Below are 20,056 nucleotides of genomic sequence, written 5' to 3' on the forward strand. Positions count from 1 at the left end.
CGCTCGTGGTGCTCGGCGATCCGGCCGTGCAGTTGCCGACCACGGCGGGGAGCGTGCGGCCGGTAACGTGAGGTGACCTGCGGGTTTATCGGTGACGGGTGTGTCGCTGTGCTGGTGTTCTGGCCTCGATTTGGACGTTCGGCGCTCCGGCCCGTATGCTTCTCTGGTCCTCGACGGAACCGTGCGCGGCCTGTCTGGCGTAGGGATTCCAACGAGAATGGGTCCCCATCGTCTAGCGGCCCAGGACCCCGCCCTTTCACGGCGGTAGCACGGGTTCGAATCCCGTTGGGGATACGCAGTACTGGTCTTGTCACCACACAAGGCCCCGTAGCGCAGTTGGTTAGCGCGCCGCCCTGTCACGGCGGAGGTCGCGGGTTCGAGTCCCGTCGGGGTCGCCAGCCGCACCATGGCACCGCGATCCGGAGCCAGAGGTGCGGCATTTACTTTTCCCGGCCCGCCGCGCGGATTCTTCTGTGACACAGTGGTTGCTCCAGCGACCACCCTGTCACAAAAGAACGGTGGCGGGTCGTGTATAGTTGGCGAAGCCCGGAGCGGATCCGGGCCTCTGTTTGCGCGGGTCAGGTGTGATTCTGGCTCGCCGAACACCCGGCCAGGTAGCTCAGTTGGTACGAGCGTCCGACTGAAAATCGGAAGGTCGACGGTTCGACCCCGTCCCTGGCCACAGCAGCAGAAAGCCGCAGGTCACCATTCGTGACCTGCGGCTTTCGCGTTTCCCCGTCCGCTACTGGCACAGGCACCGGCGAATTCGGCCCACTTCGCTCAGGTTGCAGCACTTGGCGACAGGTCAGAGCGTGGGCACAGGTCACGCAACCTGAGCGAAGTGGGGGGAGGCCGCGGCGGGGGTGTCGGCCGGTGGGGTCAGCCGGCGACCGGGGCGCCGAGATTGGCCGCCAAGCGACGCAGAATCTGCGCCGCCTCCTCGGCCATCGCCGGCACGAACTCCGCAATCGAGACGAGTTCGTTGATGGCCGACGCCACCTGCCCGGTGAGCACGAGGCTGCCCGACACATCGCCCTCGTTCTGCGCGCGCTGCATCGAGTCGATCTTCCACCGTGTCAGCTCGACGGCGCTCAGCCCGTCGGGCGCGGTGTCGTGGCCGGAGGCATCGACGAGCTGCTGCGACGCCTCGTTGCGCAGCCCTCGGCACGGTCCGTACACGCCGTCGAACGCGACATCGTCGCCCTCCTTCGCATCGAGGAGCGCCTGGATGTAGGCCGGGTGCCAGTCGTTGTCGGTGGTCGTGATGAATCGCGTGCCCATCGCGACTCCGTCTGCGCCCATCGCGAGCGCCGCCGCCAACCCGCGGGCGTCGCGCGCCCCACCGGTGAGCACCACCGGCACGTCGACCGCCTCGGTGATGCTCGGCACGAGCACGAACGTGTGCACCTTCTTGCTCGGCGCGTGGCCACCCATCTCGAACCCGGCCGCGATGACGACGTCGACGCCGGCCTCCGCGGCCTTGACCGCCTGACGCGTCGCCCCCACCTTGTGCTGGTGGATCAGGCCGGAGTCCTTGATCGGCCCGATGAACGGCCCGGGAAAGCCGGCCGAGGTGGTCAGCACGGTCAGCCGCTGCGCGATCGCGGTATCGGAGCGTCGTGCCTCGAGCACGGTGCGGATGTACACCTCGGTGAACGGGAGCACCGTGCCGTCACCGTCGACGCCGACGGGGATGTTCACCGCGAACGGGCGGTCGGTCAGGCTCGCGCACTCCTCGATGTGCTCCCGGAAGGTCCGCGCTCCGGCCTCGAGGTCGGTGGGCATGCCGGGCATGGACACGGTGCCCAGACCGCCGGCGTTGGAGACGGCTGCGGCGAGCCGCGGCGTCCGGAACGGGCCCAGGCCCTCCTGGACGATCGGATGGTCGATCCCGACCAGTTCGGTGTAGCGGTTCGTGATGGGACCCATCGACTCCTCCTCGAGTTGGCTTTGGTCCTATGATTCACTTAGTAGACGATATGCGCAACCGAGACGCACGTCCTGTATAACGTGATCCATCGATCTTCTACATCTCTTGCAATCGAGACTCCCGTTGCGTCACTATTGGCCGTGACGACCTGAGAAGGGAACCGACCGTGAACGCACCACTGCACCGCCTGGCCGAGGTGGCCGCCGATCCCGACGCCTACGTCGTCGCTTGGAAGCAGTCCCACCCGGGGCGCAAGGTCGCCGGGGTCCTGCCGATGAACTTCCCCGAGGAACTGCTGCACGCCGCGGGCTTCCTGCCCGTCGTCATCCAGGAGAACCGCGACCCCGACAGCGACGGCCGCGTCATCCTGGCCGAGTTCTACTGCGGCTACACCCGCAACCTCGCCGATCAGGCCGCCAAGGGCAAGCTCGACATCTACGACACCTACTTCGTCGCCGACCACTGCGTGCAACTCCTCGGGGCCGCCGACGTCATGCGCTTCAAGGCTCCGGGCACGCCGATCTACTTCGGGCAGTTCATCGCCTCGATGAGCGAGGAGTCGACTGCCCGCAAGGTGCGCAACGAGATGGAGCACATCGTCGGCGAGGTCGAGCGTGGCGCCGGCACCCCCATCGATCGCGAGCGGCTCGCCGAGAGCATCCGGCTCTACAACACGGATCGTCGTCTGCTCCGGATGATCTTCGACGCCCGGCGGGAGGGTCGCATCCACCTGTCCGGAGCGCAGATGCAGGACCTCGTGAAGTCCTCGATGGTCATGGACAAGGCCGAGCACGTCGCGCTGCTCGAGCAGTTGCTCACCGAGGGCATCGCGGCCGGCGGCTCCCAGGCTCGGGTCAAGCTGCACCTCTCCGGCCACTTCTGCCATGCCCCGAAGCAGGAGCTGCTCGATCTCATCGAGGACTGCGGGGCCATGATCGTCGACGATGATCTGTACCACGGGCGGCGCTACATCACCACGGACGTGCGTGAGGACCTCGACCCGATCGAGGCGCTGAGCACCTGGTACTTCGACCGCAACGTCAACGTGCCCTGCCCCACGCGCGTGCAGCACGACGCCGACTGGGACACCTATCTCAGCAACGCCGTGAGCGAGAGCGGCGCCGACGGCGTCATCGTGCTCATGGCGAAGTTCTGCGAACCCCACATGCTGCTCTACCCGGAGCTGCGCAAGATGATGGACGAGCGCGACACCCCGTACCTGCTCATCGAGACCGAGCACGAGGGCCTTCCCATGGAGACCATCCGGACGCGCATCGAGGCCCTCGTCGAACGCATCTCCCGCAAAGCCACCGTCGCGGCCGCGCTCTGAGCCGCACCACCGACCACGAGGGAGTACGAGATGACGACGAACCCGACGACCAGCCCGACCACGACCGGCAGCACCGTCACGCGGATGCAGGCCAACGTCGAGGGCGGCAAGATGATCGCCGACTACTGGGAGAACATCTTCACCGCACCGGAGCGCGGCAAGAAGGTGGTCTGGTACAACGGCTCGGCCCTCAACCCGATCTTCCAGGCCGCCGGCCTCGAGTGGTGCCACGGCGAGGCGTTCTCGGCCCGCCTGGCCGCTCAGCATCTCGAGGGCCCGGCACAACTGGCCGGAGCGGAGTACGGCTACATCCAGGAACTGTGCTCCTATTCGCGCACGCACCTCGGCTGCGCCGTGCTGAGCAACGGCGGCGGCCCCACCCCCGGCGGTGAGACCGGCGTGGTCTCCGCCCTCGACCAGCAGGAATTGGCCAGCAAACTGCCCAAGCCGGACTTCTTCGTCAACGCCTACTCCGGCTGCAGCACCGGCCAGCAGTGGGACGAGGTCACCTACCGTGTCTTCGGGAAGAGCGTGCCGATCTTCAACGTCTCCATCCCCTTCCTGTGGGGCAACAAGCCCGACTCGCGGTACATGGGCGGTCAGGAGTGGGACGAGGCCACCGACTATGTCGTTGCCCAGCTGCGCGACCTGATCACCTTCATCGAGGCCCAGACCGGTCGACCCTTCGACTGGGATGCGCTCTCCGAGAGCATGTCGTACATCCGCACCGCCTCGGAGCTCCGTCTCGAGGGCATGGACCTGTGCGCCAAGAAGCCGACGCCGGCCACCTACTGGGACTGGATCGCCAGCGTCGCCCACATCAACTTCCTGCCCGGCAACCAGGAGCTCGTCGACTACTTCCGCTCCGTGCGCGACGAGGTCCAGTACCGGGTCGACAACGAGGTCTCCGCACTCCAGAACGAGCGATACCGCCTGTACTTCGACGGCATCATGAACTGGAACAAGCTCGGCTGGCTCGCCAAGCGCTTCGCGGAGTACGACGCAGCCGTCATCGCCGGCCGGTACACGCACAGCTCCTTCTGGCAGGAGCCGCAGATCATCGACCCGAACGACCCGCTGCGGGGCATGGCCCAGCACTACCTGCTGTGCCCGATCAATCACAGCCTGCCGACGCTGGACTACCTGACCCAGCGCGACTGCGAGCGCTTCGACATCGACGGGTTGGTCTTCCACTCCACCCGCACGTGCCGCGCGTTCACCAACCCCCAGACGATGCTCGCGTCCTCCGCCAAGGAGCACCTCGGAATCCCGGCGATGTTCTTCGAGGGCGACGTCGCGGATGCCTCGTTCTACAAGGACGACATTCTCGAGAGCCGCCTCGTGGCCATGCTGGAGAGCATCGACGTGCGTCGCGCGAAGGCCGGCGTCTGACCATGCACACCATGGGGGTCGACCTCGGTTCGACGACCGCCAAGGCCGTCATCGTCGACGGCACCGGAGCCATCGTGGCTCACCGCGTCGTGCAGATGGGCGCGGTGAGCCGGCGCGGGGTCACGGCCGCGATCGAGGACGTGTTGCGCGAATCGGGTGTGGAGCGCGGTGACCTCGGGGTCGTCATCGCCACCGGTTACGGGCGTCGGCTCGTGCCCGATGCGACGCGCACGTTCACCGAGATCACCTGCCACGCGCGCGGGGTCGCGGCCATGTCGCCCGGCACCTCACTGGTCATCGACATCGGTGGGCAGGACAGCAAGGCGATCCGCATCGACAGCCTCGGGCTCGTCGACGACTTCGCCATGAACGACCGCTGCGCCAGCGGGACCGGTCGCTTCTTCGACGTGCTCGCTCGCGCCCTGGAGTGCCGTCTCGAGGACCTGGACGACCTCGCGCTGGCCGGCAGCGACGACCTCGAGGTCAGCAGCATGTGCGCCACCTTCGCCGAGACCGAGATCATCTCGCTGCTCGCCGAGGGGTCCGTGCCGGCCGACATCGCCGCCTCGGTGCACCGGGCGGTTGCCGCTCGTACGCTGGGCCTGGTCGCGCAGGTCGGGCGGGCGAACCCGGTGGTCATGACGGGCGGAGTCGCGCACAGTCGGGCTGCGGTGCATTTCCTCGCCAAGGCGTTGGGCACGGAGGTGTCGGTGCCGCGTGAGCCTCAGATCACGGGGGCCTACGGGGCGGCGCTGCTCGGCCTGGAGTCGCTGCAGGGCGAGACGACGGTCATCGGTCACGCGGTCGAGCGGGAGCACCGGCACACCGGTCAGTTGGCCAACGGTCACGACTGCACGACGTGCAGTTTGGGGCAGGCCAAGTACCAGCCCATCGACGTGGAGTTGTGGACCGCGTCGGTGGCGGCCGACCGTCGTCCCTGACCCCACGCCGCTCCGGCAATAAATCCCTCGCCGAGTGATGGTTTCGGGCCGCCCCAGGAGCCCTGGGGCGGCCCGAAACCATCACTCGGCGAAGAGGGAGGCGGGGCGGGGCGTGGCGGCCGCGGTCGGTGACCCTCAGCGATCCGTGACCCTCAGTGGCCCTGGGCGGCTTCGCTCTCCCGCTCGGCGCGGGTCTCGCGCAGGGTGAACGGGATCTTGCCGGCGACGGCCTGCTCCCGCAGCACGAACTTCTGGATCTTGCCCGTCGGGGTCATCGGCAGTTCGCCGACGAACGCCCAGTGTGTCGGGGTCTTGTGGGCCGACAACTGGCCGCGCAGGAAGTCGCTGAGCTCCTCGACGCCCGGCTGGTCGTGGCCGCCGCGCACGCGCAGCACCGCTCCGATCTGCTCGCCCCACTTCTCGTCGGGGATGCCGATGACGGCCGCGGTCTCGATCGCCGGGTGGTCCAGCAGCGCCGCCTCGATCTCGGCGGGGTAGAGGTTCATGCCACCGCGGATGATCATGTCCTTGACGCGGCCGGTGACCCGCAGGAACCCGCGGTCGTCCATGGTGCCGATGTCGCCCATGTGCAGCCAGCCCTCGTCGTCGATCGTCGCGGCGGTCTCGGCCGGCATGTTGTAGTAGCCGCGCATGTTCTGGTAGCCGCGCACACAGATCTCACCCTGCTCGCCGATCGGCAGCGGCTCGCCGGTGAGGGCATCGGCGATCTTGACCTCCAGCTGGGGCAGCGCCTGCCCGACGGTGTCGGCCTGGTCTTCGGGCGAGTCGGTGACCCGGGTCTGGCTGATCACCCCGTGGGTCTCGGTCTGCCCGAAGAGGATGGTGAACTGGCTGCCGAGCAGGTCGATGGTCTTGCGCACCAACGAAGCCGGCACCGACGCCGCTCCGCTCATGATCGTCTGGATGCTGCTCAGGTCTCGGGTCTGCCGGTCGGGGTGATCGAGCATGGCGATGAGCATCGTCGGCACCACGAGGGTGTGCGTGCCGCGGTAGGTCTCGAACGCCTCCAGCAGCAGGCCGGGATCGAAGGCGGGCAGCACGACGAAGGTGCCCCGCTTGGCCCAGATGCCGAAGGAGGTCACCGCGCCACCGCCGATGTGGTACATCGGCATCGCGTTGATGTTGACGCCACCGTCGGACATGCCGGCCCGCTCGGCGACGAACGTGGCTTCGTTGACCAGGCCCATGTGGTGGAGCATGGCGCCCTTCGGGAAGCCCGTGGTGCCGGAGGTGTACTGGATCTGGATGGGGTCGTGCGGAGCCACGTCGGGCAGCGGCCGGGTCTGGTCGGCGGCGTCGATGACGGTCTGCCAGTCGTCGAAGGAGATGACGTCACGCAGTTCGGGCACCTCGGGGCGGATCTCCTCGATCATCGCCTTCATGTCAAAGCCGCGGTAGTCGTCGACGGTGAAGAGCCCGACGGCGCCGGACTGCTGGAGGACGAACGAGACCTCGCGGGCGCGATAGGCCGGGTTCAGCGCGACGAGCACCATGCCGGCGAAGCTGATGGCCTGCTGGGCGATGAGCCACTCGGCACTGTTGGGGGCCCAGATGGCGACCCGGTCCCCCGGCTCGAAGCGTTCGAGCAGCGCGCGGGCCACCTGCTCGGCGGCGGCGACGAACTCGGCGTAGGTCCACTGGCGGCGCGCGGCGGGGTCGGGCAGGCAGTCGACGAGCGCGACGCGGTCGGGGACGGTCTCGGCCGCGTGGCGGAGGAGTTGACAGACGGTGACGTCGCGAACCTCGCCGGGCTCGGCGGGCCAGTGTGAGGTCTGCAGGGCTGAAGGCGTCGGCATGACGGGGCTCCTTGGAAGGGTGTGCGGATCACGTCGTTGGACCCGCGGTGCATCAAATGTATATGGTCTGACCGATCGTTACAATACGCTAGAGCGAATCGAGTCGCGCTACCTGTAGAGTTTTCACATCCGTCATCCAGGAGGTCTCCGTGTCCAGTTCCCCCGCTTCGTCCGCCACCCCGGACCCCCTTGTTCGGGACTACGCCGATTCTGCCGTCGTCGTCGCCGGGGGCACCTCGGGCGTCGGTCTGGCCAGCGCGCTGGGTTTCGTCGACGCCGGGGTGCGTCGCCTGGCGCTCTTGGCCCGCAATCCGGAGCGCGGTGCGGCAGCCCGCGAGACGGTGCTCGCCCGGTGCCCCGAGGCGCAGGTCCACTTCATCGCCACCGACGCCGATGATCTCGCGCAGGTGCAGGCGTCGGTGGAGGCCGCGCACGCCGCGCTGGGCACCATCGACGTGCTGGTCAACTCGATGACCTCGACGTACCGGCCCGAGCTGCTCCACCGCACTCCGCTCGAGGACGTGGCGGGCATTCTCACCCGCCAGGCCCTGCCACCGATGCACATGACGCGCGTCGTCCTGCCCATCATGCAGGCCCAGGGCGGCGGGAGCATCGTCAATGTCGCCTCGGACGCGGCCAAGGTCGCCACCCCGGGCGAGAGCGTGCTCGGAGCGGCGATGGCTGCCATTGTCATGTTCACTCGAGTGGCCGCCATCGAGGCGAAGCGCAACGGGGTCCGGGTCAACGTGCTGACGCCCTCGCTGATTGCCGGCACGCCGACCGCGCAGAACGTGCTGCGCGACGGGTTCAGCAAGGCGCTCTTCGAGAAGGCCGCGGGGCTCGCCCACCTGGGTGTGGCCGAGCCGGAGGACCTCGCCAACCTCGTGGTCTTCCTCGGCGGACCCGGCTCGGCCCGCCTGACTGGTCAGGCCATCAGTGTCAACGGCGGGATCAGCGCGGCCTGACCGCGCCCGCCCCACCCCCCGCGGTTCGAGGTATTAGCGACCGTTGGAGCGGTCGTTAATACCTCGAACCGGACTGTGTCAGGCCTTGGAGTACGGGACGAAGTCGCGGCCGTAGCGCTCGCGCGCGATGATGATCTTCTGGATCTGCGCCGTGCCGTCGGCGATCTCCACGGCCATGACGTCGCGCAACCGCTGTTCCAGTCCGTACTCCGTGGCGTAGCCGTAGTTGCCGTGGAGCAGGAGGCAGTCCTTGACGGCCGCGCTCGCCGAGAGCGGCCCGTACCACTTCGACATCGCCGCCTCGGCGGTGTGCCGCAGGCCCTCGTTGCGCCGCCAGAGCGCCGAGTAGCAGAGCAGGCGAGCCGCCTCGAGGGTCGTGGAGTGCTCGGCCAAGGGGAACGAGACTCCCTCGAACCGCGACAGCGGCTCGCCGAACGCCACCCGGTCGCGGACGTAGTCGGCCGTCAGGTCGAGGCACGACTGGGCGCAGCCGATCCCGGTCAGGGCCAGCAGCGGGCGAGTGAAGTCGAAGCCACCGAGCACGCTGCGGAACGCCGACCCTTCGGCGCCGATGAGCGCGTCGGCCGGCACGCGAACACCGTCGAGGTGCAGGACCCCGCGGCCCATCGGCTTCCACCCGGTGTCGGGGATGTCCGACTTCGCCAGCCCATCGGCGGACAGGTCGACGAGGAACGTGCTGACCCCGCGATTCTCCCCGTCGCGGACGGTCTGCGCGGTGACGATCATCGCCTCGGCGTGCCCCAGCATCGTCACGGAGGTCTTCTCGCCGGTGAGCAGATACCCGTCACCGTCGGCCACGGCCGTGGTGCGCAGCGCGGTGGCGTCCGACCCGGAATGGGGCTCGGTCAAGCCAAAGGCGATGTACGTCTCTCCGGCAATCAAGGGCGGGAGCCAGCGATCACGGATGGCGGGCGAGGCGTGGGCAGCGATGAGGGAGGACATGAGCATCACCGGGATCACCGCGTTGGCGACGTTGAAGTCGGCGTAGGCCAGTTCTTCGATGGCCAGCCCGGCGGCCACGTAGTCGTCGTGCTCGAGGGGGTTGTGGTCGGGGCCGGCGAGCATGCCCAGGACGCCGAGGCCCGCCACCTGGCGGTGCACCTCCCAGGGGAACTCGGTGCTCGTGGCGCGCTCGAGATAGCCCGGTGCCAGATCGGCGCGGGCGAACGTGCGCACCGCATTTCGAATGGCCAGTTGGTCCTCGGTGAGGCCGAAAACGCTCATCGTCACTCCTCATCATCTACACTGGTGAGAATTCAGTTGCGTGCAATGTACAACGCGAGCGCAAGTTCGGCGACGGGAGTCGGTTAGGGTGCCGGGACCGACGGGTGCGCATCCGCCCCACCGGCTCAAGGAGGAAGGCGATCAGTGAGCAGCCAGGCCACGGTCACGTCACGCACGGCCCGATTCCGCACGGAGAGCAGTTCGTTGGCTCCCGGCAGCGCCCGGGCGATGCTGTTCACCATTCTTGGTGAGTTGGTGTGGCCGTCGGCGGCGCCGGTGCGCACCGCGACGCTGGTGCACATCCTCACGGGGCTCGGCTTCGAGTCGCAGACGGCCCGACAGGCCATTGCCCGCGCCTCGGCCTCCGGCTGGATCCAGTCAGAGCGACACGGTCGGGAGGTCAGTTGGAGCCTGACCCCGAAAATCATGGACATCTTCGTCACCGGTTCCGCCCGCGTGTACTCGATGGGTCAGACCTTCGACGACTGGGACGGGCGGTGGCTCGCCGTGATGCCGACGATCCCGCACGCGCGGCGGGCGGCGCGGCGGCCCTTGTACGCCGGGCTGACGTGGGCCGGGTTCGGCGACCCGGCGCCCGGACTGTGGCTGACCCCGCATGTCGAGCGGGCCGACGAGATCCGCGAACTCATCGACGAACTCGACCTCGTCGAGCACACCGTCTCGATCGTCGGCACGGTGGAGTCGATCGGGATGGCGCCGACCGAGATCGTCGCCCGGGGGTGGGACCTCGACGCGCTGGCCGAGCATTACGCAGGGGTGGCCGAGCGCATCGAGGCACAGCAACCCGCGACCCCGGACGAGGCCTTGCTGGCGCAGGTGCGGATGCTCAACGAGTGGCAGGAGTTTCCGCGCACCGACCCGCAATTGCCCGAAGCGCTGCTGCCCGACTGGATCGGCCGCCGCGTCGCGCGCCGCATCGAAGAGCTGCGTGGCTCGTGGAACGCGTTTGCCAAGCAGCGCTACGCCGAGCTCAACGCGGGGTGAGGGGTCCGCGTGCCCTGACCCAACGACGCTCCGCCAAGGTGTCGTGAGTGGGAGCGTCGAACGGCCCCGGTCGAGAGGACCGGGGCCGTTCGTGGTGTTCAGGGGTGACTCAGGGGTGCATCACTCCTGGAAGGGAGCCTTGTACTCCTGGGCCTCCTGGGAGATGAACTTCTCCGGGTTGGCGTCGAGTCCGCCCTCCGTCTTCTTGGGCTTGTAGATGAAGACCTCGCGCGTGGCCGGGCTACCCGGGTGGGTGAAGTCCTGGTTGGGGGTCAGGCCCTGGGTGTCGACCGAGGTCTTGCGGATCGCGTCGAGGATGCCCTGGCGGGTGAGGTCGCCGTCGGAGCACGCCTGCTTGAGCACCGCGCCCCACGCCATGCCCATGGCGTAGCCGAGGTTCATGCCGAAGGTGGGCACGCCGTCCTTGTTCTCCTTCTCCCACTTCGACGCGATCTCCTTGGCCTTGGGCACGGCGGAGTTGAACGGCACGACAACACCGGCGGTGACGAAGTTGCCGCTGGTCAGCAGCGCCCCGGCCGGAGTGTCGAGCAGTTGCGGGGTGTACGTCGGCGAGCTGCCGAAGAACGGCACATTCAGGCCCTGCGCGCGCGCCACACCGAGGGCGGAGGCGAGCTGGGTCGGGCCGGAGGTGACGACGATCGCCTTGACGCCCGCACCCTTGAGCGCGGTGATGGACGAGGTCATGTCGGTCGCGGTCGCGCTGACGCCCGACTCGACGACGGTCATCTTGTGCTTGCTCGCGTAGTACTTCGAACCCTCGACACCGTTCTCGCCGAACTCGGTCTTGAGGTAGATGTGGCCGATCTTGTCGCCGTCCTTGATCTTGCCCTGCTTCTGCAGGTAGGCCAGACCGTTGATGACCTCGACGTCGTACGTCGTACCCACCATGAGGACGTTCGGCACGTCGAGGTTGCGCGAGGACCAGGACAGCGGCACGGCCGCGATCTTGTCGTTGACCAGCGGCTTCTTCAACGCGGCCATGGCCGGCGAACCGATGAGCTGGACGTAGCCGAGGTCCTTCGACTTGGACTGGTTGTACAGGGTCACGGCCTTCTCGGCGCTGTACCCGGTGTCGGAGACGTTGATCTTGATCTGGCGTCCACAGATACCGCCGTCGGCGTTGACGTCGTCGGCCCACATCTGGTTGCCCTGGGTTGACGCGGCGCCGAGGACCTTGAACAGACCCGTCTGGTCGGTCAGTGCCCCGAGGCTGATCTCGGTGTCGGTCACCCCGACGTCGGTCTTGACCCCGCCGGCGGAGCCGCCGGTACCGGAGGAGTTCGAGTCGGCGGCCTTGGTGCTGCAGCCGGCGACGAGACTGGCGGCGGCCAGCCCAGCGAAGACTCCGGCAGTGAGCCTCTTCTTCGAGGTGATCATTCGTGTCGTTCCTTCTCTGTGGTGGGTGACGATGCTGTCGGGGTGAGGGATCGGGGACGAGGCGGACGCCTCGGTGGAACGGCGACTCATCGGCGGATGAGGTTACGCAGTCGGGTGCCGAGGCCGGCGAGGCCGCGGGGTTCGAACAGGACGATGAGGACGATGAGGATGCCGAACACCAGGTTGGTGATGACGATGGGGGTGAAGGCGGTGCCGCTGGCGTCGACGGTTTGGTTGGAACCGGTCAGCAGGGGGAGGGCCAGGGGGAGGCCGAAGACGAGCGCGGAGCCGGCGATGGCGCCGCCGAGGGAGCCAAGGCCACCGATGACACACATCGCGAGCAGCGCGATGGTGGTGTAGGTGCTGTAGGTGCCCAGTTCGACGGCTTCGTCGGGCTTCATCAGGCCGGAGTACCACCACACGACCATGACGCCGGCCAGGCCGCCGTAGGCGGAGGAGATGGCGAAGGCCTTGGCCTTCTCGCCGGGCACGGACACGCCCATGACGGTGGCGACGGCTTCGTTGTCTCGCACGGCGCGCCAGCCGCGCCCGACGCGGCCCTTCATCGCGCCTTGGCCGACGAGGTAGGCGATGACCGTGAGGCCGGCGAAGAGCCAGAATTGGCGTTCTGCGGCGCCCATGGGCACGTTGAGGAGCAGCAGTTGGGGGTTGGTTTCACCGAAGTCGAAGCCGGGCACGCTGAAGGTGGGCGCGTAGCGGCCCGAGGAGGCGCTGCCGGCGAGCATGGGCAGTTCGTGGGAGAGGTAGTAGCCCAGGAAGACCAGCGACAGGGACGCGACACCGAGGTAGATGCCGCGTAGGCGTCCGGAGATGGGCGCGAACGCCGCTCCGGCCAGGCCGGAGATGATGATCGTGCCGATCAACGCGACCAGCGGGGGCAGGCCGAAACCGATGTACTCGGCGTCGCCGTCGGCGGCCAGGACGGTGTACGTGACTCCGCCGAGGAGGAGGAAGAACGCCTGGCCGAGGGAGAACTGTCCGGCTTGGCCGATGAGCATGGTCAGGCCCATCGCGGCGACGCCGCCGGCCATGATCCAGCACAGCACGGAGAGCCATTCGCCGGGCACGTACACCGGGGTGAGGAAGAGCACGAGCAGGAGCACGGCCCACCCGATGAGCGGGGCCACGCGGGCGGCGGTGGAGCGGCGCGCGGTGACCGGGGTGGTGCCGGTGGTTTCCGGCGTGGCTGGGGGGTTGGCGATTTCGGTGTCAGACACGGACCTGGTCCACCCTTCCGAACAGTCCTGAGGGGCGAACGACGAGGACGACGAGCATCACCAGATACACCGCGACGACTCCGAACTCGTAGTTCACGTACTGGGCGCCCAGGGCGCTGGTCAACCCGACGATCAGGCCGCCGATGACGGAGCCCTCGGTCGAGGTCAGGCCACCGATGATGGCGGCGGGGAATGCGGCGAACGCGACGGTGTGGGCGGACAACAGGCCCGACCCGCCACCGATGTCGTTGGTCGCGAGGAAGAACACGGCGATCCCGGCGAGCAGGCCACCGACGACCCAGGCGCTGGCCGTCACGCGGGAGGAGCGGATGCCCATCAGCGCGGCGGCTTCCTTGTTCTCCGATTGGGCGCGCATCTGCAACCCCCACGAGGTCTTGCGGAACGCGATGAAGAACAAGGTGAACAACACCAACGCGGTGGCCAGCGCGACCAGGTACGTGCGCGAGACCGTCAACGACCCCAACGAGACCGACTTCGTGTCGTACGGGTCGCCCAGGAACGGCGCGGCCGCGGTACCCAGGCGACGCACGACGTCGGCGAGGATGATCGTGTCGATGCCGATGGTCATGATCGCCAGCGAATCGTGGGAGGCGTGCTTGGCCCGGGAGATCAGGAGCCGCTCGATGGCGAGCGCGAGGATCGCCGCGGAGAGGACCCCGACGATCACCGCCCCGAACCAGCCGATGGAGTCCTTGACCTGGTAGGCGAGATACCCACCGAACAGGGCCAACGACCCGTGCGCGAAGTTCACGACCTCGGTGGCCTTGAAGATGATCACGAAGCCCAGGGCGAGCAGCCCGAAGACCGCGCCGACCCCCAACCCGTTGATCAACACCTGCACGAACGTGGTCATGCGGAGGTCTCCTCACTCGAAATCGCTGCAGCCTCGGCGGACTCACCGGACTCGTCGGGGGCGCCCCCGAGATAGGCCTTGATGACCTCGGGGTCGCGTTGGATGACCGCGGGCACGTCATCGGCGATCCGTCGCCCGAAGTCGAGGACGGTGATCCGGTCGGCGATGCCCATGACCAGGGACATGTCGTGCTCGACCAACAGCACCGAGATGCCCAGGTCGTCACGCAGGTCGTGGATCAGCGCGGCCATCATCGCGGTCTCGCTGCTGTTCATGCCCGCCGCCGGTTCGTCAAGCATGAGCACGGTCGGCTCCACACACAGGGCACGGGCGAGGTCGACGCGCTTCTGCTCGCCGTACGACAACGCCCCGGCCGGGGTGTGCAGGCGGTGCGAGAGACCCATGTAGTCACAGATCTCCGCGGCGCGGTCCTGGTGCGCGCGCTCCTGCCGCATCGTCCACGGCAGGCGCATCCCGTAGGCCATGAACTGGCCCTTGGTCAGGGAGTACCGGCCGAGCATGACGTTGTCGAGCACGCTCGAGGTGCCGATCAACGCGAGGTTCTGGAACGCGCGCCCGATGCCCTGACGGGCGATCTTGTGCGGCGGCGTGCCGGTCAGCACGGTCTCGCCCAACCGCACCTGCCCCGACGCGGGCGTGTAGATCCCGGTGATCGCGTTGAAGCACGACGACTTGCCGGCACCATTGGGGCCGATCAACGCGTGGATGGTGCGCGGCTGCACCGTGAACGACACGTCGTTGACGGCGACGATGCCGCCGAAGCGGACCGTGACGCCCTCCACGCGCAGCGGCTGCACATTGCGGGTATCGGTGCTCATGCCGACCACACCTTCAAACTCTTGCGACGACGCTCCAATCGCTCGGCCGCCTCGCCCTGCTCGGCGTCGGCGTGCTCCTCCGATTCGGCGTGACCACCCAGGTACAGGCGCTGGATGTCCTCACTGGCCTTGAGCTCGTCGGCGTCGCCGCGCAATTTCAGCTCACCGACCTCGAGGACCACCGCGGTGTGCGCGACCGTGAGCGCCATCATCGCGTTCTGCTCGACCAACACCACCGTGGTGCCACGCTCGTTGATCTCCGTGACGGTCCGGCCGATCTGCTCGATGATCAACGGCGCCAAACCCAGCGACGGCTCATCCAGGAGCAACACCTTCGGCTCACCCATCATCGCCCGACCGATCGCGAGCATCTGCTGCTCACCACCGGAAAGCAGACCCGCCGGCTGGCTGGCCCGATCGGCGAGCTTGGGGAACATGTCCAGCACCGCCGCACGCGCCGCCGCCCGCCGCGAGGGCGGCGTCGCCAAACCGCCGGCACGCAGGTTCTCCTCGACGCTCATGCGCGAGAAGACCTGACGATTCTCCGGCACCTGACCCAGGCCCCGCCGCACGATCGCGGCCGGGTCCATCCGGTCGATCCGGGTGCCGTCAAGCTCGATCGTGCCGTTGGTGATCTCACCGCCGTGCAGCGACAACGTGCCCGAAATCGCCCGCAGGAGCGTCGATTTGCCGGCACCGTTGCTACCGAGGACGGCCACGACACTCTGGTCAGGGACATCAAAGGACACACCATGCATCGCCTTGACCGAACGCCCATAGCGCACAGCCAGGTCAGAGATGGACAACAAGATCATTCACCGTTCTGTCGATCACGGGCAGGGACGGGCTGGCTCGTCGATGAGCCGGTCGTGGCTCGTCGATGAGCCGGTCATGGCTCGCGTGAGCCGCGTGGCTCATCGTTGAGCCCCCGTTCAATATCTCCGGGCTGGAGAAGTAAAGACCGCTCGGGACTCCGATGTACAGGCTGATCCGGCGTTGTTACCGGTTCGTAATATTGCGTGCACAATGCCCGCAACTTGACGTACGGAAAGGCGGAGCGGTGAGCGGTCGAGGGGTGCGATGAACGGTCACCCGTGCAAGATGAACGGTTTGTGGGGACGAGATCGCCGCTCACCGATTCGGAGGCCTGGCCGAACCGCCCAGAGTCCTCGCAGCCGTTGCGGTGGCTTCACGTTCGTGAGGACCCTGGAGCCGTCCTCGCAAGCGCGCGAAATGGCGCGCGTTCAGGAGGACGCTGGCGAGGCGGCGGGGTTGTCCACAGGCGTCGCGGGCGTTGTCGCCGCCGACCGATAGATTTCCCAGCATGCCGATCGTCGTCCATCGCAGCGACCGCCCGGAGGCCCTGGCCGACGGGCTCGCCGGCATGCTCCGCGACGATCCGGGCGACGTGTTCGACCCGGCGTGGGTCATCGTTCCCGCCCAGGGCGTCGAACGCTGGCTGACGCAGCGCCTCTCCCACACGCTCGGCGCGACGACGGGGTCCGACGGCGTCACCGCCGGCCTCGAACTGCGCTCCCCCGCGTCTCTGGTCAGTCTGCTGCTCGGCCGCGAGCGCGACGATCCGTGGCTGCCAGAGCGCCTCGTCTGGCCGACGCTTGCCGCGATCGACGCGAGTCTGGGCACGCCCGGGTTCGAGGCCCTCACCCGCCACCTCGGCGGCACCACACCGGAGCGCCGTGAGGTCGCCTGGCTGCAGACCGCCCGGCAGAACCGGCGCTACGCCGTCGCCCGCCGACTCGCGAGTCTTTTCGCCGCCTATGCCCGCGAGCGCCCCGCCATGCTCACCGACTGGCAGGCCGGCGGGCAGAGCGACGGCCACGGCGAAGCCCTCGACGCCGACCTGACCTGGCAGCCCCCGCTCTGGCGGCGCGTGCTCGCCGAAGTGGCCGACCGCACCGGCACCACCGAGTCACCCTCGGCCCGCCATGCCCGCGTCGTCTCCGAACTGCGCTCCGGCAGTGTCGAATTCGACGTGCCGCACCGCCTCAACCTGTTCGGCCACACGCGTCTGAGCACCTCCGACGTCGACCTCATCACCGCCCTGGCCACCGCGCGCGAGGTCCACCTGTGGCTGCCCCACCCCTCGCCGGCGCTGTGGGAGGCACTCGCCGAGCCCGTCCATGGCCACCCGCGCGCCCGGGCCGACGACGACAGTGCCCGCCGCGCCGGCCACCCACTGCTCGCCACGCTCGGCCGCGACATCCGCGAACTCGAACAGACGCTGCTGGCCGCCGGCATTGACGAGACCCCGCCGGCGCCACCGCACCCCGAGCCCACCGGAGCGCCGTTCACCCGCCTGGCCCTGCTGCAATCCGATATCCGGGCGAACCGTGCTCCGGAGCGCACCCGTCCCCTCGCCGACGACGACCGGTCGATCCAGATCCACTCCTGCCACGGCCGCGGCCGGCAGGTCGAGGTGCTCCGCGAGGTGCTCACCCAGCTGTTCGAGGACGACCCGACCCTGCAGCCGCGCGACGTGCTCGTGCTCACGCCCGACGTCGAGGAGTACGCCCCGCTGATCCGGGCCGCATTCGGGGGCACCACCGAGCGTGAGCGCGGCACCCCGCGTCATCCGGGCCACCAGTTGCGCGTGCAGGTCGCCGACCGCCGCCTCGCCGCGACGAACCCGCTCATCGACCTCGCGCAGATCCTCGTCACGCTCGTCGCGGGCCGGGTCACCGCCTCCGACGTGCTCGGCCTGGCCACCCACCCCGCGGTGGCGCGCCGCTTCACCTTCAGCGAGGACGACCTCGCCACGTTGAGTCATTGGGTCGCGACGTCCGGAGCGCGGTGGGGTCTCGATGCCGTCCACCGCGCCGAGTACGGGCTGCGCGACATCGCCGACAACACGTGGACGGGCGCCCTCGACCGCATCGCGCTGGGTGTCGCGGTCGCCGCCGACTCGCCCGCCGAGGCCGCGCACGATGCTCCGATCGATGACATCGGCAGCAACGACATCGCGCTCGTCGGCCGGTTCCTCGAACTGCTCGACCGGGTCCGCGCGGCCGTCGAGGAGGTGCGCGCGCCGCGCTCCGACCGCGACGGGCCGCTCGACGACACGCGCCGCCGAACTGTGCGTGAGTGGACGACCTGGCTGAGCGAGACCGTCATCGCCCTCGGCGAGGTGCCCCGCGACGACGCATGGCAACGCGCACAGTTCGAGGCCGAACTCGCGACGATCGCCGAGTGCGGTGGCGACCTACCGCTGCGCCTGACCGACATCGACGTCATGCTCGGCCACCGCTGGGGCCCGCGACCGACGCGCGCGAACTTCCGCACCGGGTCGCTGACGGTGTGCACGATGGTGCCGATGCGGTCGATACCGCACCGCGTCGTGGCGGTGCTCGGGGTCGACGACGGCGCGTTCCCCCGCTCCCCGGTCGTCGACGGCGACGATGTCCTCGCGCGCCGGCCCCGCATCGGCGAACGTGACCCGCGCAGCGAGGATCGCCAACTGCTGCTCGACGCGCTGATGTCGGCCTCCGACCACTTCATCGCGCTGTACTCCGGCCACGACGAACACACCGGAGCGCGACGCCCGCCGGCCGTGCCGCTGCAGGAGCTCATCTCCGCGGCCGCGCGCACGGGTCAGGTGCCGGAAGCGGGCGAGGATTTCGTGCGCGTCCACCCGCTGCAGGCGTTCGACCCGCGCAACTTCGAGCCGGGGGCGCCGATTGCCGGCGGATCGTTCGACCGGGCCGCGCTCGAGGGCGCCCAGGCCCTGCGCGCCCACCGCGCGAGCGGCGAGGTGACCCGCCCGCTGTTCGTGCCGCAGCCGCTGGCGGAGGTCCCGATCGGTGACGTCTCCCTCGACGACCTCGCCGCATTCTTCGAGCACCCGGGCAAGCACTTCTCCGTCAAGCGGCTCGGCGTGACCCTGCCGCGCGAGGACGACGAACCCAGCGACCACATCGCCATCGACCTCGACGGGCTCGAGTCGTGGCAGGTCGGTGATCGGGTGCTGCGGGCGGTGCTCGACGGCGGTGACGCGGTGGCGGTGTTGGATCGCGAGCAGCGAGCCGGTTCACTGCCGCCGGCGGCCCTGGGCGGAGCAGTGCGGCAACAGATCGCGAGCAACGTCGCCTCGATCATCGAGGGCGTCGATCGCGGAGCCCGGCGCACGATCGACGTGCGGATCGACCTGCCCTCGGGCACGCGCGTCTCCGGTGTGGTCGGTGGGGTCATCGACGGCCAGCCACGCCTGACGTTCGCGACCTACTCGAAACTCTCGCCCAAGCATGAGATCGCCGCGTGGGTGCGGCTGCTCGCCCTGGCCGTCGCCGAACCGCAGACGCGGTGGAGCGCGGAACTGACGGGTCGCAGCACCGCGGTGCACCTGGTCGCGCCGCCGCCGGAGATGGCGCAGACCCTGATCGATGAACTCGTCGGGGCGCGTCGCAGTGGTCTGCGTTTCCCGCTGGCGCTGCCGCCGAAGACCGGCCAGGCGTTCGCGCGTCAGGCCGTGCGCGGCCCGGAACATGCGCGCTCCGCGTGGAATGCCGCGCAGTCCGAATGGGCGGCCGGCCGGTTTCCCGAGCGTGACGACAAGTGGTGGACGTTCCTGCTCGGCCCCGACGCCCCGATCGAGCGGCTCGACCCGCTGGGCTCGCTGCCGTACTGGGCTCCGCGCGTGTGGGGGCCGATCCTGCGGGCGAGCGGTGGGGGCGGGAACTGGGGGATTCGGTCCGAGTCCTAGCTGTCACCACGACCGGGTCCGCGGGGGATGTCGGCGCCTCCTGACACACTCAGGTTCGGGCGTCGGGTCGTCAGTCTGTCGTCTGGGCGCCGACGCCCTGGCCCCGATAGCGTAGACACAGACCTACCTGTCGGAGGTGACGTACGCAAGAGGAGGAGGAGCACCGTGGCGCGTCCCAGTGAGCGACCGGACGCTGAGCAGGTCGAGTTTGCCGAAGCGCAGATCGTAGAGCAGTCCAAGCGAATCGATTTCTTCCTGACCGAATACTCCGTGGAGATTCTGGCTCAGAAGGTCCGAGACGGCGAGTACGTCGTCCCTGCCTACCAGCGAGAGTTCACTTGGGAGGAGCGACGCAAGTCTCGCTT

Annotated in this window: 14 protein-coding genes, 3 tRNA genes and 1 pseudogene; 10 read left to right on the forward strand and 8 right to left on the reverse strand. The window is 68.6% G+C overall.

Features of this window, described 5'->3' with window-relative positions; all coding sequences use genetic code 11:
• The first annotated feature begins 221 nt into the window (after nt 1-221).
• From KD1_RS11150 to KD1_RS11160, 3 genes are all read left to right on the forward strand, one after another.
• A tRNA-Glu gene (locus tag KD1_RS11150) sits at nt 222-294 on the forward strand.
• Nucleotides 295-321: 27 nt separating this feature from the next.
• Nucleotides 322-398: transfer RNA gene (locus tag KD1_RS11155), tRNA-Asp, on the forward strand.
• 210 nt (nt 399-608) lie between these two features.
• A tRNA-Phe gene (locus tag KD1_RS11160) sits at nt 609-682 on the forward strand.
• A gap of 197 nt (nt 683-879) precedes the next feature.
• Here KD1_RS11160 and KD1_RS11165 read toward each other — a convergent pair.
• Complete coding sequence (locus KD1_RS11165; protein ID WP_068401923.1) at nt 880-1,929, reverse strand: NAD(P)H-dependent flavin oxidoreductase; 1,050 nt, start codon at nt 1,927-1,929, stop codon at nt 880-882.
• Nucleotides 1,930-2,096: 167 nt separating this feature from the next.
• On the opposite strand from KD1_RS11165, the gene KD1_RS11170 reads away from it, so the two are divergent.
• Genes KD1_RS11170 through KD1_RS11180 form a run of 3 tightly spaced genes read left to right on the forward strand, consistent with a single transcriptional unit; the run spans nt 2,097 to nt 5,593 of the window.
• Complete coding sequence (locus KD1_RS11170) at nt 2,097-3,260, forward strand: 2-hydroxyacyl-CoA dehydratase subunit D (RefSeq protein ID WP_217995870.1); 1,164 nt, start codon at nt 2,097-2,099, stop codon at nt 3,258-3,260.
• Nucleotides 3,261-3,290: 30 nt separating this feature from the next.
• Nucleotides 3,291-4,652 carry a 2-hydroxyacyl-CoA dehydratase subunit D gene (locus tag KD1_RS11175; RefSeq protein ID WP_083542394.1) on the forward strand — a complete coding sequence of 454 codons (1,362 nt, stop codon included), beginning with the start codon at nt 3,291-3,293 and terminating at the stop codon, nt 4,650-4,652.
• A gap of 11 nt (nt 4,653-4,663) precedes the next feature.
• Nucleotides 4,664-5,593 (forward strand): acyl-CoA dehydratase activase, encoded by a 930-nt coding sequence (locus tag KD1_RS11180; protein ID WP_174521108.1) that lies wholly within the window; start codon nt 4,664-4,666, stop codon nt 5,591-5,593.
• Between the two features lie 152 nt (nt 5,594-5,745).
• On the opposite strand, the gene KD1_RS11185 is transcribed toward KD1_RS11180, so the two are convergent.
• Entirely contained in the window at nt 5,746-7,410 is a 1,665-nt protein-coding gene (locus KD1_RS11185) for an AMP-binding protein (protein ID WP_068401929.1), read from the reverse strand.
• A gap of 149 nt (nt 7,411-7,559) precedes the next feature.
• Between KD1_RS11185 and KD1_RS11190 the strand changes: the two genes are divergently transcribed.
• Nucleotides 7,560-8,375: an SDR family NAD(P)-dependent oxidoreductase gene (locus KD1_RS11190; RefSeq protein ID WP_068401931.1), complete on the forward strand. Its 816-nt coding sequence runs from the start codon at nt 7,560-7,562 to the stop codon at nt 8,373-8,375.
• 78 nt (nt 8,376-8,453) lie between these two features.
• On the opposite strand, the gene KD1_RS11195 is transcribed toward KD1_RS11190, so the two are convergent.
• Nucleotides 8,454-9,620 (reverse strand): acyl-CoA dehydrogenase family protein, encoded by a 1,167-nt coding sequence (locus tag KD1_RS11195; protein WP_068401933.1) that lies wholly within the window; start codon nt 9,618-9,620, stop codon nt 8,454-8,456.
• 144 nt (nt 9,621-9,764) lie between these two features.
• Between KD1_RS11195 and KD1_RS11200 the strand changes: the two genes are divergently transcribed.
• Nucleotides 9,765-10,625, forward strand: coding sequence for a PaaX family transcriptional regulator (locus KD1_RS11200; protein ID WP_083542395.1), 861 nt, complete (start codon nt 9,765-9,767; stop codon nt 10,623-10,625).
• A 120-nt stretch (nt 10,626-10,745) separates the two neighbouring features.
• Here KD1_RS11200 and KD1_RS11205 read toward each other — a convergent pair whose 3' ends face one another.
• The 5 genes from KD1_RS11205 to KD1_RS11225 all read right to left on the reverse strand — a co-directional run bounded on the left by KD1_RS11205 (nt 10,746) and on the right by KD1_RS11225 (nt 15,789).
• Complete coding sequence (locus tag KD1_RS11205; protein ID WP_068401935.1) at nt 10,746-12,023, reverse strand: ABC transporter substrate-binding protein; 1,278 nt, start codon at nt 12,021-12,023, stop codon at nt 10,746-10,748.
• A gap of 86 nt (nt 12,024-12,109) precedes the next feature.
• On the reverse strand, nt 12,110-13,261 hold the full coding sequence (locus KD1_RS11210; RefSeq protein ID WP_068401937.1) for a branched-chain amino acid ABC transporter permease: 1,152 nt from the start codon (nt 13,259-13,261) through the stop codon (nt 12,110-12,112).
• The gene (locus tag KD1_RS11215; protein ID WP_068401939.1) at nt 13,254-14,135 is read right to left on the reverse strand and encodes a branched-chain amino acid ABC transporter permease; all 882 of its coding nucleotides are present in this window, start codon (nt 14,133-14,135) and stop codon (nt 13,254-13,256) included. Before KD1_RS11215 ends, KD1_RS11210 begins: the two co-directional genes overlap by 8 nt.
• Nucleotides 14,132-14,974 carry an ABC transporter ATP-binding protein gene (locus tag KD1_RS11220; protein WP_068401941.1) on the reverse strand — a complete coding sequence of 281 codons (843 nt, stop codon included), beginning with the start codon at nt 14,972-14,974 and terminating at the stop codon, nt 14,132-14,134. Before KD1_RS11220 ends, KD1_RS11215 begins: the two co-directional genes overlap by 4 nt.
• Nucleotides 14,971-15,789, reverse strand: coding sequence for an ABC transporter ATP-binding protein (locus KD1_RS11225; RefSeq protein WP_281177617.1), 819 nt, complete (start codon nt 15,787-15,789; stop codon nt 14,971-14,973). Before KD1_RS11225 ends, KD1_RS11220 begins: the two co-directional genes overlap by 4 nt.
• A 509-nt stretch (nt 15,790-16,298) precedes the next feature.
• Here KD1_RS11225 and recC point away from each other — a divergent pair.
• Both recC and KD1_RS17190 read left to right on the forward strand, forming a co-directional pair.
• Nucleotides 16,299-19,691 (forward strand): exodeoxyribonuclease V subunit gamma, encoded by a 3,393-nt coding sequence (gene recC / locus KD1_RS11230; protein ID WP_068401943.1) that lies wholly within the window; start codon nt 16,299-16,301, stop codon nt 19,689-19,691.
• A gap of 165 nt (nt 19,692-19,856) precedes the next feature.
• Nucleotides 19,857-20,056: pseudogene (locus KD1_RS17190) on the forward strand (DUF262 domain-containing protein); the annotation flags it as partial.

It is taken from the genome of Kribbia dieselivorans NBRC 106261 (assembly GCF_001552435.1).
Classification (GTDB): domain Bacteria; phylum Actinomycetota; class Actinomycetes; order Actinomycetales; family Dermatophilaceae; genus Kribbia; species Kribbia dieselivorans.